A 16,492-nucleotide genomic window follows, 5' to 3' on the forward strand; every position below is an offset into this window, starting at 1 on the left:
CGAGGGCCGTGAAGCCCCGCCGGTTTTCCTTACCCCTATGGCTTTCGCCACCAGGCCGTGCCTGTTTGCGGGTCTGGACTTTGCCTTCACCATGGTCCTGCGCTGGCGCGGGACGTTAGGTGGGAGCCGTCAAGTCTCTACACGTTATCGATGCATTCAAGCCGGATTCGCGTTCGCACGCGGTCTCCGGGCTATCTGGACAGCCGCCGAAACGACCATCCTTCATCGATCTTCGCTCGGCGTTACCTCGGAAGCGTCCAGGGGCTTCGCCGAATTTGACTCCTTACATCCCAAGGGTTTCCCCAAGGGCGCTCGATTGAACAAGACCGGTGCATTCAACCACTCTGCCAACCTTCCACGGGCAGGATTGTATCGGATTTCGCCGGCGCGGCCGGCTGCTGAACCGCGCGCCGTGATCGCGGTTGCCCATCAAGCCGATTCGGCGTGCAAACGGATGCCGAGTGCGCGCACGACCTTCCAAATCGTCGCGAATTCCGGGTTGCCTTCCCCGGAAAGCGCGCGGTAAAGGCTTTCTCGCTTGACCCCGGTCTCACGGGCCAACTGACTCATACCGCGGGCGCGAGCGATCACACCCAGTGCGTGTGCGACGAAACGAGGATCATCGCCAGCTTCTTCAAGAGCCGCGTCGAAATAGGCAGCCATTTCTTCTTCGGTGCGAAGATGCGCCGCAGAATCCCATTGACGGATTTGTACCTTCGGCATACTCACTCCAGATCCAAGCGCCAACGGGCAGCGACGAAAAACTGTAACTCATAGGGGACAGTCGCGCAGCTGGGTGCGATATGGACTCGATGCGCGGATCGGCTCCGTGTCCCTGCGGGGGCCGCGGTTCCGAAGGTATTTTCCTCAGTGTCTTACAAGCGGTCGACTGGAATTCTCTATTGCGACACGCCGCCACACGGCGGGCTACGGCGCCAATGGATAAGCGTCCGCGAGACGCGACACGCCCGGAGCTCCCGATACGAAGCAGTACAATGCGGCACCTCGGAGGCATGGTGACATGGGCGCACGCCCCTGAGCTCTCCGCAGCGGCGCGCTGCCGTATAGCCCGAGTGGTGAAATTGGTAGACACAGAGGACTTAAAATCCTCCGGCTTTAATCGGCCGTACCGGTTCGATTCCGGTCTCGGGCACCACCGACGATTTCCAAGATTTTCCGCTCTTCAGAAAATATGGCAGCCCAAGGCGCTTCGGGTCCAGGCTTTCCTTCGAGACTTCCCTTCACTGGCGAGCAAGATTTGGGGAGCGGTGAAGACGCCGGATCTTGCTGCCTGGCGCGATACCCGGGGCGGTTCACATCGCGGCGTTGCCCAGGGGCGAAGTTGGTATCTCACCCATACGTCTTCTCACTACACCGCTCTGGAAAGCAGGGCAGCCAAAGCGCCATTTCCGCGTGCAAAGGGGCACCACCGCCGCGAGTGAACTCTGATCCACAATCCACCACGCACTCTCCTTGACCGCTCCGTTCCCGGCCAGGCCTCCTGCCGCGCCGCGAACAGCCGGCAGCCTACAGGAGAGTGCATGCAGCAAGAACCCACGTCCCACTCGCCAGAACAATCAGCGCAGCATGGCTGCTTCCTGGCGATGCGGCTCGCCACCGCGCTGGTCCAGGCCGCCATGCTATACCTCCTGACGCACGTGGCCGCGACCGGCGCATCCTGGCAAGCCGCTTATCCGGCGCTCTTCATACCCTTGCTGCTGGTCTTCACCTACGTGCCGCTGGTCATCATGCTGGGGCTTGGCCAGATGCCGGGCCGCCCGCTGGTGATCTGGGCATGGGCCGCCGCCGTCGTCATCGCCGGACTCGGCTATTACGAAGGCACGCGCGGCAGCGCCCTCGAATACCCGGACCAAGCTGTCGCCTCGCCTCGTTTCATGATGTTCCTGGCCACCGGTGCAGCCCTGTTTATCGCTCACGTGCTGGTGGCCGGTGGTGCCGCGGAAAGACGACTCTTCCCCTCCTACAAACGCCTTTTCAACATGGTCTGGAAGATGGGCATGCAAATCGCCCTGGCGATGGCCTTTGTCGGCATGCTCTGGGTCCTGCTTATGCTGGGCGCGCATCTGTTCGAATTGTTGGGCCTGCGCGGGTTCTACCGCGTTATCGGCCAGGCCTGGTTCATCTATCCCGCCACCACGCTCGCGCTGGCGACGGCGCTGCACCTTACGGACGCACGGCCCGCCTTGATTCAAAGCGTCCATGCCATCGTGCTCGGCTTATTGTCGTGGCTATTGCCGCTGCTGACGGCCATCGTGGCCGCGTTTCTTTGCAGCCTGCCCTTCACCTCGCTGGAGCCGTTGTGGCAAACCCGATTCGCCGCGAGCCTGCTGCTCGCGACCATGGCCGCGCTTGTATTCCTGATCAACTGCAGCTATCAGGGCGGTAGCCCCGAACACACCAGATCGCGTGTCAAGCGGCTTGCCAGCACGGTGGGCGCGGTGATGCTGCTTCCGCTATGCGGCTTGGCGATCCAGGCGCTGCACCTGCGCGTCGCGCAGTACGGATGGACCGCGGATCGTATCTTCGGGGCCGCGGCCATCACCATCGCGGCGTGCTATGCGGTCGGCTACGCCCTCGCCGCCATGCCGTCGCCGGGATGGTTCAAACGGTTGGAAGCCGTCAACGTGGCGGCTGCGTACCTGGCCATCGCCGTGGTGCTGGCCATCTTCTCGCCCATGGCGGATCCGGCGCGGCTGATGGTGGTCACCCAGGTCCAACGCCTGGCCACGGGCGTCGTCGCCGCGGACAAGTTCGACTACGCGTCATTGAAATACGACGGCGCACGCTGGGGCATGGCCGCCCTGCAGAAGCTTGAACGCCAACAGGACGGAAGCGATGCCGCGACGGTACGAGAGAAGGCGCAACGTGTACTGGCATCGCAATCGCGCGAGCCGTTCGTGGAGAAACCGTCCGTGACGCCAGACACGCTACGGGCGCAACTCAACCCCGCGAACCCTGGCCGCCCTCTGCCTGCCGGGTTCTACGACCCCGCGTTCTGGCAGGGGCAAACGCGAGTGCCGCAATGCTTGCAAGCGGGGCAAGGCCCTTGTACCGGCAGCTATATCGCACTGTCACCCGACGCGCCGGAGGCTATCCTGCTCGTGGACGATGTCGAAGGCGCGATCTTCCAGCAAGACGACAGGGGCCACTGGGAATGGACCGCAGTGGTCAACGGCCTTGGGTTTTGCCGAGACCACGGGCTTCGGCAAGCCATGCGGGATGAAACGATCGTGACCGCTCCCCACCCGTGGCAGGACATCGTCGTGGAAGGCATGCGCTTCGTCGTCGTGCCCGAAAAGCAGAAATGCCCCGAGGCGACCGGCAAATAAACCAGATTCGATCGAAGCCCCTTGCGCCCGGCTGGCCGCCGCCCGTGCTGGCCGCCATCCCGCGCGGGGGCCACCGCGACGCTAGCCCTCCGCCACGATCTGCCGTATTGCCTGCTCGAATACCTCTACCGGCTGCCCGCCGCTGACCAGGTACTTCTCATTGAAAATGATGGCCGGCACGGATTGAATGCCCATCGCCATATACTGCTGTTCCTCGGCGCGTACGTCGTCGGCATACTCGCTGCTTTCCAGTATCTCTTTCGCACGCTGAGGATCCAGGCCTACGGACCGTGCCGCGTCGACCAGGACATCGTGCTTGCTCGGGTCCTTGCCGTCCGAATGATAGGCCTGCAACAGCGCCATCTTCAGCGGCAATTGCTTGCCCTCGATGCCCGCCCAGAACAGCAACCGATGCGCATCGAAGGTGTTATAGACGCGGGTACGCTGGCCGAAGGTAAAGCCCACACTGGCGCCGCGTTCGCGGATCATCGCCTGCGATTCAGCGATCTGCTCGGGCGTGCGCCCGTACTTCTTGCCGATATAGTCCACCAGGGACTCGCCTTCGGCCTTCATATCCGGATTCAGCTCGAAGGGATGCATCACGATCTGCGCCGCGACCGCGTCGCCCACGTTCGCGAGCGCCCGCTGCAGGGAAGACAAGCCCACCGCGCACCACGGACAGGCCACATCGGACACGAAATCTATTCTCAGGGATAAGGTCATTGCTTTGCCTCGGAAAGGAGACGAATAAATAAAAGTACGTGCAACCGCCAAAAAGCCCACATGCCTCGACATCCGCATCGACACTTGCAATCCAACGTCAGGACTCCGGCACCCAAAGGGGCTGGACGCTACGGTCAGGGGCTCCTTCCCGCGTTGCACTCAGCGCCAAAGTATTACCTCACCCGCTTTGTCGTCCGCCCTAGACTGCCATCGTCGCACATCGCCGACCAGGAGACATCATGCGCACACGTCACGGAGTGACTTTGGTCAGTTTCTGTATTGCCATCGTGGGAACGGTTGTGGTTTCCAGTGGCTGGGCAGAAGACAAGCGTTCGCTAGGATCTGAAACCGACAAGGTAAACTGCTCAATGGAGGGCACGTCTCTGAAATGCCCCTTTGTCAACAGCAAATACACCTTTGTCGCCAACATGGAGCAGCCGATAGATGCCGGCTCAAATGGCACCGGCACCATGACCTTGGAAAGCGGTGTCTCCAACTATACAGGCGTCAACTGCCAGATAGACGTCAACCCCGACTTTAGTTCCATCAATGGCAGTATCTGGTGCGGTAACCGCCACGCTACGCTCAGTCAACCAGCGGTCCACGTAATGTTCGCGAACGCCGTCCATGGCAACGGTAGTTTCTTTATACCGCAGTGAGCGGGTAAGAATAGAGGGCTGAGGCCTCGTGCGGCCGGCCCCTCGGAATACAGATGAGCGTCCAGCCCGCGCCAATGACCGCGGGCGCGATAAACCGCGCTTCGATTCAGGCCGGCATCAACGCGTCCCGCGCTTCTGCCCGCTGAATCTCGATAACCGCCACCACCGCCATGACTGCCGCCAGGCGCCCTGTCAATCCTTGGCGTAGCGGAATTCCGGCAGGGCGCGCAGGCTGTCCTTGCTTGCGCCCTCCATGCGCAGCCGCTTGTCGGCGACATGCAATTCCTTGAACGGCACGGCGACCAGCCGTTGGCCCAGGCCCAGGAAGCCGCCCACCGACAGGATGGCATAGGGCTCCTGATTGGCCGGGCTGACGATAATGTCGTCGAGGGTGCCGATCTTGTCCTTATCGCTGTTCTGCACGTCGGCGCCGATGAGCTTGGACGCCCGATAGCCGGTCGCCAGCTGGACGACATCCACTCGTTTCTCCGTGATGGATTGCGGCGCACCCTGCGCCATAAGCGTGTCGACGGGCATGGCCGCGGCCAGGCCCAGGACAAGCGCATATCCCCAGGCGGTAAGCCTGGACGAGACGGCGATTGTCTGCATGATGCTCTCCCGGGAAGTGGCAAACACGCGCGAGTGCGCGGCTGGGGCGGACGGCGGTTTCCGGATCAACCGGCTGCCGTGCCGCCCATCCCGGGCTGTGAAGCAAGCATCAGGCCCGGCGCCCGCCTGTCCCGCTGTTCCCGGATACGCTTTTGTAGTCTACTTTCTACTGAAAGAACGTCCCAGCGGGATGAGCGCCAGAGGCATCTATGTGGATATGCAGGCAGTGCGGCACGGCTTATAGACCCAGCGACCTGAGCGCGGAACGCGACCTGGATGGCTACTATTTCCGTTGCAAGGTATGCGACTGCCGCAACGAACTCGTCGACGTGAGACGGAAGGACGACGAGGACGCCGACGTGGGCTTGAGACAACCGCCGGCGTAGCACTCAATTCCGGATATCCTGGATGAACCACTCCAGCGGCAGCTCGTGCCCCAAGCCTTGCTCCTTGGCCTTCCTGTACACCACGCCGCCCACCGATGAGAACTGCACGCCCCAGTTGCCCACCGTGTAATAGAACGTGATCTGGTCATCGCGCGTGCGGCCCGGCGCCTTGCCGGAAATCACGTCGGTATAAACAGGCCAGTCCTGCGTGGGTAGCCGCGCTTTCTTCGGTTTCGGCAGGCGCTGCTGTTCTTCGGCGGTGCCGGCCACGTAAGCGCCCGGGCTGCCGGAAATGCCTTTACGGAAGCGATCGGTTTCCGGCATGGGGAGTTCTTCCCTGCCCTGCTGCACCGCCACATCGAAGCGCTGCACGATGGACGGGTCGATTTCACGCGGCGTCAGCACCACTACGTGCATGCCCGGTTCCAGCCAATCCGCTTCCAGTACCGGCGTCATGCTGTCTGTGCAGGTCGCGACGATATCCGCTCCGCGGACCGCCTCGCGCGGCGTATCCACCGGCGCGATCTCCACGCCGAAGCGTTCCGCACATTCGCGGGCAAAGCGTTCGCGATTGTCGCGGCTGCGGCTGAAGACGCGGACGCGCTTGATCCCGCGCACGGCAAGGATGGCTTCCAGGAACGTGCGCGCCATGCCGCCCGAGCCGATGATGCCAAGTTCGCGCGAGTTCTCGCGTGACAGCAGGCGCGTGCCGATGCCGGCCGCGCCGCCCACGCGCATGTGCTGCAGGTGTCCGTCGTTGAGCAAGGCCAAGGGCTTGCCGTTGCCCGTGCTGAACAGGAACACCAGCCCGCAGTACGTGCCGGGCTCGATGCAGTATTTCTGCTCGCTGCCGCCGGCGCCTTCATTGCGTGGCCAGACCAGAATGTCCGACTTCAGCCTCACCGCGAGGATGCCGTCGCTGGTGCCGTCCACCGTTCCCCAACGGTAGTAGCCGTCGTCGCGGTCGCACGGTACATACATATCGATGCGTGGACGGCCGATTGCCGCACCGGTCAGCAGACCGGCGAAGGCGCGCTCCTGCGCCTCGATGCATTCGCGCATGGTCAGCACTTTTTCGACGACTTCGTTATTGATCAAAAGCATGTTTTCTCCAGATACACCGGCCGGCCGGCGCCTTGTGCGTGCCAAGGCGGAAGGCCGGATTCAAGACAGCAGGCAAACCAAACGCGAATGGCATCCGCACCCCGGCGAGCGCGAGCGCCCTACTGCGGCTGTATGCCCGACTTGCGGATGACGTCTCCCCAGCGTTGGCTTTCGCTGCGGATGAACTCCCTGAATTCCTCGGGCGTCGAGCCCTTGGGCTCCGCGCCTTCCTCGACCAGCATTTTGTTCACCGCCGGCGCGTGCACGAACCTGACGATCTCGCGATGCAGCTTGTCGATGATGGGTTTGGGCGTGCCCTTGGGCGCCAGGACGCCGTACCAGACGCTGGCCGCATAACCCGGTACGGTCTCCGCGACCGTGGGCACCTCGGGTAACGCGGGATTGCGCTGCGGCGTGGTGACCGCCACCGCGCGCAGCTGGTGGTTCTTGACGAAGGCCAGCCCCGCCGTCATGTCGGCGAAGGTCATGGTTACCTCGCCCGTCATCACCGCCTGGATGGCCGGCGCCGTTCCCTTGTACGGCACGTGCAGCATGTCCGCGCCGGAAAGCACTTTCAGCAACTGGGCAGAGAGGTGTGCCGTCCCGCCCAGCCCGGACGACGAAAACGTCAGCTTCCCGGGCTCCTTGCGGGCCAGGTCCAGCAGATCCTTTACCGTATGGATAGGCGAATCGTTCTTCACCAGCAGGACCGCGGGCACATCGGCGATCAGGCTGATGGGTTCCAGGTCTTTCTGCGGGTCGTAGTTCAGTTTCTTCATCAGGTAGGGCGCGACCACCAGCGGCGAGGGCGAATCCAGGATCAGCGTATAGCCGTCCGGCGCGGCGGTGATCAGCGACTGGGTGCCCACCACGCCGCCTGCGCCCGGGCGGTTTTCCACCACCACCGGTACGCCGAGTTCCTGGGTCAGGTTCCGCGCAACCATGCGCGCCATGATGTCCACACCGCCGCCCGGCTCGTAGGGCGAGATCAACCGTATCGGCCGGTTCGGGTAAGACCCACTGGACGGCGTTTCCGCATGCGCGGCAAAGTAAGGACTCAGGGCCAGGACGGCGCACAGCGCCACGCGGCAAGGCAGCTTCATATCGTTGTCTCCGATCACCTTGGGAGCGGCCGGTGTCGCATGGACCCGGCCATGTTTATTAGTATGCTACGGTATACCATCTTTACTACAGCGACAATGATGGTTTATTCCGCATGACAGACGGCTTAATCGTCCCCCGCATGCCGCACGGGTCCGCACGGACAGGACCCGCTCTTCTCACACACCCGGAAAGCGAAACGCCCGACGGTTTCCCGTCGGGCGTCCAGGGCGTCGGCCGATGCGGCCGCGCGATGCGTTGGGCTGGTGTCCCAGCCCGATGCGCCGTCAGGTGTACCGGCGCTTCTCCGGCGGCGGCGGAAAATACTGATACAGCCAGGTCTCGCTGAGAACCTGCTTATCGCTGATACGCCGGATGAATCCCCGCATCTCCACGGGTTCGGTGCTGTTGTCGGTCGGATACCAGTCGAACATGGCGCGAAAGCCTTCCACTTCGGGATGCAGCGCGAAGATCTGGAAATCCTGGGCGCGGCCATGGGACACCGTGATCACGGATTCGATGCGCTCGTTCCTGTCCATGCCGTGCAGCGGCCCGCCCACGAAATCGATGGCGAAGCGGCGCGCCCAGACGTCCGGATAGTGTTCGCCCGGGGCCCAGCCTTCCGTGAAGCCACCCATGCCGCTGCGCGTTGCCAGCACGCGGGCCAGCGACGGCTGCACGGGCGCCAATGCGGCCCAATGCAGCTTGTAGCCATAGTGCAGCGACTGGCCGGCCTTGACCGGTTCCTTCGGATTCCAGAGCGCTACGATGTTATCCAGGGTTTCGCCCGTGGTGGGCAATTCCATCAGATTGATGGCGCCCTCGCCCCACGCGGTGGTGGGTTCCACCCATAGGCTGGGCCGGCGGCTGTACCAGTCCACGGTGTCCTGGTAAGACGTGAAGTCGTGGTCCGTCTGCAGCAAGCCGAAGCCGCGCGGATTGTTGTCCATGTACACATTGAACTGGATACGCTCCGGGTTGTTCAGCGGGCGGCATATCCATTCTCCATTGCCCCGCCACATCGAGAGCCGGTCCGAGTCGTGGATCTTGGGATGGATGGTGTCGCACATGCGGCGCTCATTCGTGCCGCAGCTGAACATGCTGGTCATCGGCGCGATGCCGAGCTGCTTGATGTCCTTGCGCGCGTTGACGTGGGCGTCGATGTCCATGACGACGCGGTCATGCAGGCAATTGATGTCGAAACGGTAGGCCCCGGTGAGACTGGGCGAATCCATCAGGGCGTAGAGCACGAAGCGGGTGCTGTCCCGTGCGGGTGTTTCGAACCAGAATTCGACGAAATCCGGGAATTCCTCCACCGTGCCGATGTAGGTGTTTACCGCCACGCCGCGCGCGGACAAGCCATATTGTCCGGTGTTGTCCACGGCGCGGAAGTAGCTGGCCCCCAGGAAGGACACGATGTCGTACTTGTCGATATTCGGCTGCTTGAACACCTTCAGCCCGGAGAATCCCAAGTCGCCCTCGAGCTGGCCGACGTCCACCCCGCTGCTGTCGTAGTCGAACAGTTCGGGCCGGAAGTGGACTTCCTTGGCAATGCGGGTTTTGGGATCGATGCTATGCATGCGGACCGGCGTGCGAAACCCCATGCCGACGTGGAAGAACTGCACATCCAGTTTTCCCTTGCGTCCCCACAACGAATGCGCGGCGTCATACTGGATGGCATTGAACTGCTGCGGCGTCATGTTCGCCAGGGTGGGCGGCAGCACCTGCCGGGTGTCCACATAGGGCTTGGCGGCCAATTCCTTGGCGCGATCCTGCACGCGCTCGAAACTGAAGGGTGTGGCTTCGCCGTCGGCGATGTCCGCGAACGCGCGCGAGGCAAACAGGAAAGGGGCCGGCAAACCCGAGCAGGCCGCCAAGGCCGTGGAGGCTTTGAGCAGTGATCGTCGATGCATGGATACCTATGGAAAACGTAGCCAAAGAAAGGGCGTGGCCGGAACCGCGCCACGCCCGAACACCCACATTGAACCATAGCTTTCAGATCATTCCGACCCGACGAGGCGCCTGAATAGAACGCCGTGTCAGGACGTCACCAACCGACACGCCCGGAAAAGAAGCGGCCGGCGGATGGAGCCTCTGCGAAGGGCTTTTCCCTTACCGGGACCCAAGGCCGCCGGACCGATGGAAGGCGCCGCGGCCCCTTCAAGCGCGGCATCACGCAAGCCGGTGTGCCACCACGGGATTTTCCGGTCGGGCGCTGCTCGCGCCTTGAACGGCTTGTTTCGGCGTGCCGCTGATTTCGACGACAACGGCCCGAGCCTTGGCCAAGGGCGCGTGTTTGCTTCCAAAGCCGGGGCCACGCCCGATCGCGGTGATCAGGCCTTCATCCACCCCCCTGTAGACCAGGAAATCCTTCACGGCCTGCGCCCGCATCTTGCCGAACTCCGAGAAGAACGGGAAATAGCCCTTGATCTCGATTTCCTTGACGTCCATGCCTTTGGCAACGTCGACGACCTTGTCGAGCTCGGCACGCAGATCATCGCCCTTGAGCAATTCACTCAGCGGGCCGTCGACGCGCTCGATGGTGATCTTGGTCGTCGACACGTCACGCTTTCCGCGCGCCTGTCCAACGGCTTCTTCGGGCCGGAGTGTGCACGATGCCGGGTCGAGCATGTCCGGCGCTCGGGTCACCGGGAGGGCGCCGGCGAAAGACACGGCGGCATTTTCCAGTAAAGCTTGGCCGCCAGCCTCGGGGAGTCTGCCGGCTTGCCTGGCGTCCAATGCAACGGCGTCCGGCGTCTTCGAAGGTGTGACCGGGCCGGCGTTGTCCGCGAAAGGCGCGAAACTGGCAAGGTAGGCGCCGGGATTGGGGCTGATGGATGTTCCCATGATCATGTCTCCAGGAAAATAGCGTGGAACTGCGGGCGATATGTTTCTGGCCCGAAGGGGCCGGTTCCGGCCCGTGCCATCGCAAACGGACGCCATAGGGCATATCGGACGCAATGACGGCCTGCGACATCCCCCGCCAGGTCCCAGCGGCTTTGGCGCTACGATAGCGCTCGTCCGCGGCCATTGCGTCTCGCCACGCCGCTGCCTCCTTGTGCCGACATGCCACCCGCCGTTCCGTCTTCCACCGTTCCGCCCTTCGTCGTCCTGGACGCCTGCGTCCTGATGTCGTCCATCCTTCGCCCGCTGCTGCTGCGCCTGGCCCGCGAGAGGATATACAGGCCGGTATGGAGCGCACGCATCGGCGAGGAATGGATACGCAACGCCGCCCGCCTATGGAAAGTGACGACGGATGAGGTGGCCCTGCTATGGGCGGCCATGCAGCGCGAGTTTCCCGATGCCGACGCAGGCGACGTGCTGCCCTACGAGACCGGCCTGCGCTACAGCGATCCCAAGGACCATCACGTCATCGCCGCCGGCCTGGCGAAACGCGCGCGATGCGGCCTGCAGCAGCCGCCCGCCGTGCTGGTCATGACGTGGAATTTGAAGGACTTCAATCGATCGGAGATGCGCCGGCTGGGCATGGATGCCTTCAATCCCGACAGGCTGCTATCGCAGTGGTGGGGGCAATCGACGGCCACCCTGCGGCTGGCGCTGCAGGGCGTCGCGGCCGACGCGGCGGCGCTCGGACGGGAACCGGAGCCACTGGCTACCACCCTGCATCGGGAACGGCTTTATCGTCTGCGTGCATTGGTAAACCAGGATCCCGCGGCCGGCGCGACGTAACGCGACGCAACGGGCGCCGCGCCGTGCCGCAGGTGCGCGGGCAATCGCCACATCAATGATCGTGGTTGCTGGCCGCGAAGCCGGCCGCATTCAAGCGGTCGATGACTTCGGCGATGTGCTCCGGGCCGCGCGTCTGCAGCACGAAATCCACTTCCACATTGCGCACCGGCAGCGCCGTGAACGCCCGCTGGTGATGGACTTCGGTGATATTGGCGTGGGCCTCGGCGATGACGGCCGTGGCGTGCGCGAGGGCACCCGGCAGGTCGCGCAGGTCCACCCGGATGCGGGCCAGGCGACCGGCACGCACCATGCCGCGTTCGATCAATTCTCCCAGCATCAGGGGATCGATATTGCCGCCAGTCAGCACCAGCCCTACCCGCTTGCCCTGGAAGCGCGTGCTGTCCTGGGCCTGGTCGCGCAGCATGGCCGCCAGGCCGGCCGCGCCGGCGCCTTCCACCACGGTTTTCTCGATTTCCAGCAACACCACAATGGCATGCTCGATATCCGCTTCGCTGACGAGGTCGATTCGGTCGACCAGGCGCTCCACGATCTCACGGGTCAGTTCACCCGGCGAGCGCACGGCGATGCCCTCGGCGATGGTGTACTGGCCATGCGGCAGCGTCACGCCCTGGGTGGCCTCGTACATGGACGGAAAGCGTTCGGTCTGCACGCCCACGATTTCGATGTCCGGCTTGATGGCCTTGGCGGCCACCGCCATGCCGGATATCAGGCCGCCCCCGCCGATCGCCACGACCAGCGTGTCCAGGTCCGGCCTGGCCTGCAGCATTTCCAGCGCGATCGTACCCTGTCCGGCGATGACGTAGGGATCGTCGTAGGGATGGATCATGACCAGCCCGCGTTCCTCGGCCAGCGTGTAGCCGTGGGCCTTGGCGTCGTCGAAGGTCTCGCCGGCCAGGACGACCTCGGCACCGAAGCGGCGCGTGTTGGCCACCTTGACCGTGGGGGTGAAGCGCGGCATGACGATGACCGCCGGGATGCCCATGCGCTGGGCATGGTAGGCCACCCCTTGGGCATGATTGCCGGCCGATACGGCGATGACGCCGCGCGCGCGCTCGTGCGCGTCCAGGCTGAGCATGCGGTTCAGCGCACCGCGCTCCTTGAACGAGGCGGTGAACTGCAGGTTCTCGAATTTGAGCCAGACTTCCGCGCCCAGTATGTCGGACAGCGTGCGCGAATGCGAAAACGGCGTGTTCAGGACTTGTCCCTGCAAGCGCTGATACGCGGACTGGATGGCGGACAGGTCGATCACGGTAGGCTCCTGATGGGACGGCTGGCGGGCACCGCGCCGGCGGCAGCCATCAACGCACCGGTAGAAAATTGAAGAACAGCAAGCCTTGGGCGTAGTTGATGCCGACGCGCCGGCCATTTTCCCCGAGCAGGTTGGCGATCAGGTCCAGCCTGCCTATGATTGCGCCGAACTCGCGCTCGAAGCTCAGGTTGGTAGCGCTGGCGCTGATTTCGTTGGCCAGCAGCAGGGGCTGGCCGGCGCTGTCGCGGCGGCTGCCCAGCAGCCAGGCCGCGGCCTCGACGTTACGAGCCGCATTGTAGACGCGCTGGCCGTCCAGCATATCGGAGACATAGAACCGCGTCTTGCCGTTGTGCGCCGCGATGATGGTGTCGGCAAGGCCGTAGACGAAGGCCGACACGCGGTCACCCTGGAAACGCGGATCCAGGGACACGGCCAGGATCTGGATGTCCCGCAACCCCGACAGCGAGGCCGGCGGCGTGTGGTTGTCGATGGCGCCGCGCAAGCGCGCCACCGCGGCGGCCTGGTCTGCCATGCCGGCCTTGCGCCATTCGCGGGGATTGCGGCGGTACAGCTTGTCAGCCAGCGCATACAGGCTATTCAGGTTGTCGCGCATCTCCAGGGTGACGGTGCGGTTGAAATCCGTCTGCATGAGCTGGTCGGCGGACATGGATTCCGCGTCGGGCGTCCGACCGTCGCGGGAAGGGGCCTGCGGGGACACGCAAGCCGCGAGCGTCATGCCCGCACCGATGATCGCCAAGGCCATGCGCCCGCGCCGCTTCATGCCATATTTGCCTGTATTCCGGATGCCGCGTGATGCGCCGCGCGTGGTCCGCGTGCGCCGCGCCAGCACTTTACCGCAGTCGCGATGAAAACGTGCGAACGGCGCCGCCGCCACGCCGTTCCGGCGTTTGCAACGCCGCGCCCTCCAAAAGCGAAACGGCACCTTGCGGTGCCGTTTCGTGAACGCTGCCGTCCCTACGGCGCCGACCCCGCCACAGCGGCGGAACAGCGCCTGTCCGTGCCGCTTACTGCTGCGGTTCGGATTGCGGGGCAGCCGCGGCAGCCGCTTCCCCTTGCTGGGGCTGCTGCAGTTCGATGCCGCCGATCGCCTTGATGGACAGGCGCAGGCGCCCCTTGTCGTCGGCCTCGATGACCTTGACGCGGACGTTCTGGCCGACCTTCAGCACATCGTTGATGTTGGCGATGCGATAGTTGGCGATCTCGGAAATGTGCAGCAAGCCGTCGCGGCCCGGCAGGACCTGGACGATGGCGCCGAAGTCCAGCAAGCGCAGCACGCTGCCTTCGTAGACCTGGCCCACCTCGACGTCGGCGGTCAGTTCCACGATGCGGCGCTGGGCTTCCTTCGCCTGCCCTTCGTCGACGCTGGCGATGACGATGGTGCCGTCATCGGAGATGTCGATCTGCGTGCCGGTTTCCTCGGTCAGGGCGCGGATGGTGGCGCCACCCTTGCCGATGACGTCGCGGATCTTCTCCGGATTGATCTTCATCGTCAGCATGCGCGGTGCGAAGGCGGAGAGTTCGCCACGCGAGGTGCCCAGCGCTTCGCGCATCTTGTCCAGGATATGCAAGCGGCCTTCGCGGGCCTGGGCCAGCGCAACCTGCATGATTTCCTTGGTGATGCCCTGGATCTTGATGTCCATCTGCAGGGCCGTGACGCCCTGCTGGGTACCGGCCACCTTGAAATCCATGTCGCCCAGGTGATCCTCGTCGCCCAGGATGTCCGTCAGCACGGCGAACTTGCCGTTCTCCAGGATCAGCCCCATGGCCACGCCAGCGACGTGATCCTTGATCGGCACGCCGGCGTCCATCATGGCCAGCGAACCACCGCAGACCGACGCCATGGAGGACGAGCCATTGGACTCGGTAATCTCGGAGACCAGGCGGATCGTGTACTGGAAGTCTTCCGGCGCCGGCAGCATGGACCGCAGCGCGCGCTTGGCCAGGCGGCCATGGCCGATTTCGCGGCGCTTGGGCACGCCGATGCGGCCCGTTTCGCCGGTGGCGAAGGGCGGCATGTTGTAGTGCAGCATGAAGCGGTCGCGGTATTCGCCCATGAGCGCGTCGATGATCTGCTCGTCCTGCTTGGTGCCCAGCGTGGCCACGACCAGCGCCTGGGTTTCCCCGCGGGTGAACAGCGCGCTGCCGTGCGCGCGCGGCAGCACGCCCAGGCGAACGCTGATGGGACGCACGGTGCGGGTGTCGCGGCCGTCGATACGCGGTTCGCCGTTCAGGATTTGTCCGCGGACGATGCGCGCTTCCAGGTCGAACAGGATGTTGTCCACGGCCACCGAGTCCGGCATGCCTTCGCCGGTTTCAGCGGCACGGGCAGCCACCTTGGCCTGCACGTCCGCGTAGACTTCACGCAGCTTGGTCGTGCGCAGCTGCTTTTCGCGGATCTGGTAGGCGGCGCTCAGGCCATCCTGGGCAGCGGCGGTAACCGCGGCGAGCAGGCCTTCGTTCTTGGCTTCCGGCTTCCAGTCCCATTCCGGCTTGCCGGCATCGCGCACCAGTTCATGGATGGCGTTGATGACGGCCTGCATCTGTTCGTGGCCGAACACCACCGAACCCAGCATCACCTCTTCCGACAGCTGCTGCGCTTCGGATTCGACCATCAGCACCGCACGTTCGGTGCCTGCCACGACGAGGTCCAGCTTGGACTGCTTCAGTTGCGAAGCGGTGGGATTCAGCACGTACTGACCGTCGACATAGCCCACGCGGGCGGCGCCGATCGGGCCGTTGAAGGGAATGCCGGAAATCGCCAGCGCGGCCGACGCGCCGATCATGGCGGCGATATCGGGATCGATCTCGGGATTGACGGACAGCGTGTGCAGGACGACCTGCACTTCGTTGTAGAAGCCTTCCGGGAACAGCGGACGCAGCGGACGGTCGATCAGGCGCGACGTCAGCGTTTCCTTTTCGGAAGGCTTGCCTTCGCGCTTGAAGAAGCCGCCCGGGATACGGCCGGCAGCGTAGGTCTTTTCGATGTAGTCGACGGTCAGCGGGAAGAAATCCTGACCCGGCTTGGCCTTCTTGGCGGCCACGACGGTGGCCAGCACGACCGTGTCCTCGATGGACACCACAACGGCGCCGGATGCCTGGCGGGCAATCTCTCCGGTCTCCAGCACGACCTTATGCTGGCCGTACTGGAAGGTTTTTGTCACTTTATTGAACATGACGATTATTCCTTACAAATGAAAAACCGTGGCCGTTGCGACAAGGTCGCACCGGCCACGGTTGCGTCATGGGGAACCGACCCCGTCGATCACTTGCGCAGACCGAGTTTTTCGATCAGAGCGCGATAAGCATCGGGGTTGCGACCCTTGAGGTAGTCGAGCAGTTTGCGGCGGCGGCTGACCATGCGCAGCAGACCGCGGCGCGAATGGTGGTCCTTGATGTGTTCCTTGAAGTGACCAGTAAGCTCGTTGATGCGAGCGGTAAGCAGCGCCACTTGGACTTCGGGGGAGCCGGTATCGCCTTGAGCGCGCTGGAATTGCGCGACGATATCGGACTTTTTGATGTCAGCTACGGACATTTATTGACCTCTTCGGACATGCGCCAGGGCCGAGGTGCCTTGGCGTG

General features: G+C 63.8%; 14 protein-coding genes and 1 tRNA gene. 4 read left to right on the forward strand and 11 right to left on the reverse strand.

Features of this window, described 5'->3' with window-relative positions; genetic code table 11:
- Window positions 1-429: 429 nt before the first annotated feature.
- Window positions 430-723 (reverse strand): addiction module antidote protein, encoded by a 294-nt coding sequence (locus tag AKI39_RS18410; RefSeq protein WP_066639258.1) that lies wholly within the window; start codon window positions 721-723, stop codon window positions 430-432.
- Window positions 724-1,067: 344 nt separating this feature from the next.
- On the opposite strand from AKI39_RS18410, the gene AKI39_RS18415 reads away from it, so the two are divergent.
- Both AKI39_RS18415 and AKI39_RS18420 read left to right on the forward strand, forming a co-directional pair.
- Window positions 1,068-1,156, forward strand: a tRNA-Leu gene (locus AKI39_RS18415).
- 385 nt (window positions 1,157-1,541) lie between these two features.
- A complete protein-coding gene (locus AKI39_RS18420) occupies window positions 1,542-3,350 on the forward strand; it encodes a DUF4153 domain-containing protein (RefSeq protein WP_066639261.1) in 1,809 nt (602 codons plus the stop codon).
- A gap of 81 nt (window positions 3,351-3,431) precedes the next feature.
- Here AKI39_RS18420 and AKI39_RS18425 read toward each other — a convergent pair whose 3' ends face one another.
- Entirely contained in the window at window positions 3,432-4,073 is a 642-nt protein-coding gene (locus tag AKI39_RS18425; protein WP_066639264.1) for a DsbA family oxidoreductase, read from the reverse strand.
- Window positions 4,074-4,312: 239 nt separating this feature from the next.
- Between AKI39_RS18425 and AKI39_RS18430 the strand changes: the two genes are divergently transcribed.
- The gene (locus tag AKI39_RS18430) at window positions 4,313-4,732 is read left to right on the forward strand and encodes a hypothetical protein (protein ID WP_145925313.1); all 420 of its coding nucleotides are present in this window, start codon (window positions 4,313-4,315) and stop codon (window positions 4,730-4,732) included.
- Between the two features lie 192 nt (window positions 4,733-4,924).
- On the opposite strand, the gene AKI39_RS18435 is transcribed toward AKI39_RS18430, so the two are convergent.
- The 5 genes from AKI39_RS18435 to AKI39_RS18455 all read right to left on the reverse strand — a co-directional run bounded on the left by AKI39_RS18435 (window position 4,925) and on the right by AKI39_RS18455 (window position 10,779).
- Window positions 4,925-5,341 (reverse strand): PRC-barrel domain-containing protein, encoded by a 417-nt coding sequence (locus tag AKI39_RS18435; protein WP_066639270.1) that lies wholly within the window; start codon window positions 5,339-5,341, stop codon window positions 4,925-4,927.
- Window positions 5,342-5,730: 389 nt separating this feature from the next.
- Window positions 5,731-6,831, reverse strand: coding sequence for an ornithine cyclodeaminase family protein (locus AKI39_RS18440; RefSeq protein WP_066639272.1), 1,101 nt, complete (start codon window positions 6,829-6,831; stop codon window positions 5,731-5,733).
- Window positions 6,832-6,950: 119 nt separating this feature from the next.
- Window positions 6,951-7,934 (reverse strand): Bug family tripartite tricarboxylate transporter substrate binding protein, encoded by a 984-nt coding sequence (locus AKI39_RS18445; RefSeq protein ID WP_066639275.1) that lies wholly within the window; start codon window positions 7,932-7,934, stop codon window positions 6,951-6,953.
- A gap of 285 nt (window positions 7,935-8,219) precedes the next feature.
- Window positions 8,220-9,845: a glucan biosynthesis protein gene (locus tag AKI39_RS18450; protein WP_066639279.1), complete on the reverse strand. Its 1,626-nt coding sequence runs from the start codon at window positions 9,843-9,845 to the stop codon at window positions 8,220-8,222.
- 259 nt (window positions 9,846-10,104) lie between these two features.
- Complete coding sequence (locus AKI39_RS18455; protein ID WP_145925314.1) at window positions 10,105-10,779, reverse strand: hypothetical protein; 675 nt, start codon at window positions 10,777-10,779, stop codon at window positions 10,105-10,107.
- A 219-nt stretch (window positions 10,780-10,998) separates the two neighbouring features.
- On the opposite strand from AKI39_RS18455, the gene AKI39_RS18460 reads away from it, so the two are divergent.
- Window positions 10,999-11,622: a PIN domain-containing protein gene (locus tag AKI39_RS18460; protein WP_066639284.1), complete on the forward strand. Its 624-nt coding sequence runs from the start codon at window positions 10,999-11,001 to the stop codon at window positions 11,620-11,622.
- Between the two features lie 52 nt (window positions 11,623-11,674).
- On the opposite strand, the gene AKI39_RS18465 is transcribed toward AKI39_RS18460, so the two are convergent.
- From AKI39_RS18465 to rpsO, 4 genes are all read right to left on the reverse strand, one after another.
- Entirely contained in the window at window positions 11,675-12,892 is a 1,218-nt protein-coding gene (locus AKI39_RS18465; protein WP_066639287.1) for a threonine ammonia-lyase, read from the reverse strand.
- 49 nt (window positions 12,893-12,941) lie between these two features.
- Window positions 12,942-13,673: a hypothetical protein gene (locus tag AKI39_RS18470; RefSeq protein WP_066643298.1), complete on the reverse strand. Its 732-nt coding sequence runs from the start codon at window positions 13,671-13,673 to the stop codon at window positions 12,942-12,944.
- A gap of 244 nt (window positions 13,674-13,917) precedes the next feature.
- Complete coding sequence (gene pnp / locus AKI39_RS18475) at window positions 13,918-16,086, reverse strand: polyribonucleotide nucleotidyltransferase (RefSeq protein WP_066639290.1); 2,169 nt, start codon at window positions 16,084-16,086, stop codon at window positions 13,918-13,920.
- Between the two features lie 89 nt (window positions 16,087-16,175).
- On the reverse strand, window positions 16,176-16,445 hold the full coding sequence (gene rpsO / locus AKI39_RS18480) for a 30S ribosomal protein S15 (RefSeq protein ID WP_066639299.1): 270 nt from the start codon (window positions 16,443-16,445) through the stop codon (window positions 16,176-16,178).
- Window positions 16,446-16,492 lie beyond the last annotated feature (47 nt).

The organism is Bordetella sp. H567 (assembly GCF_001704295.1).
Lineage (GTDB): Bacteria > Pseudomonadota > Gammaproteobacteria > Burkholderiales > Burkholderiaceae_B > Bordetella_C.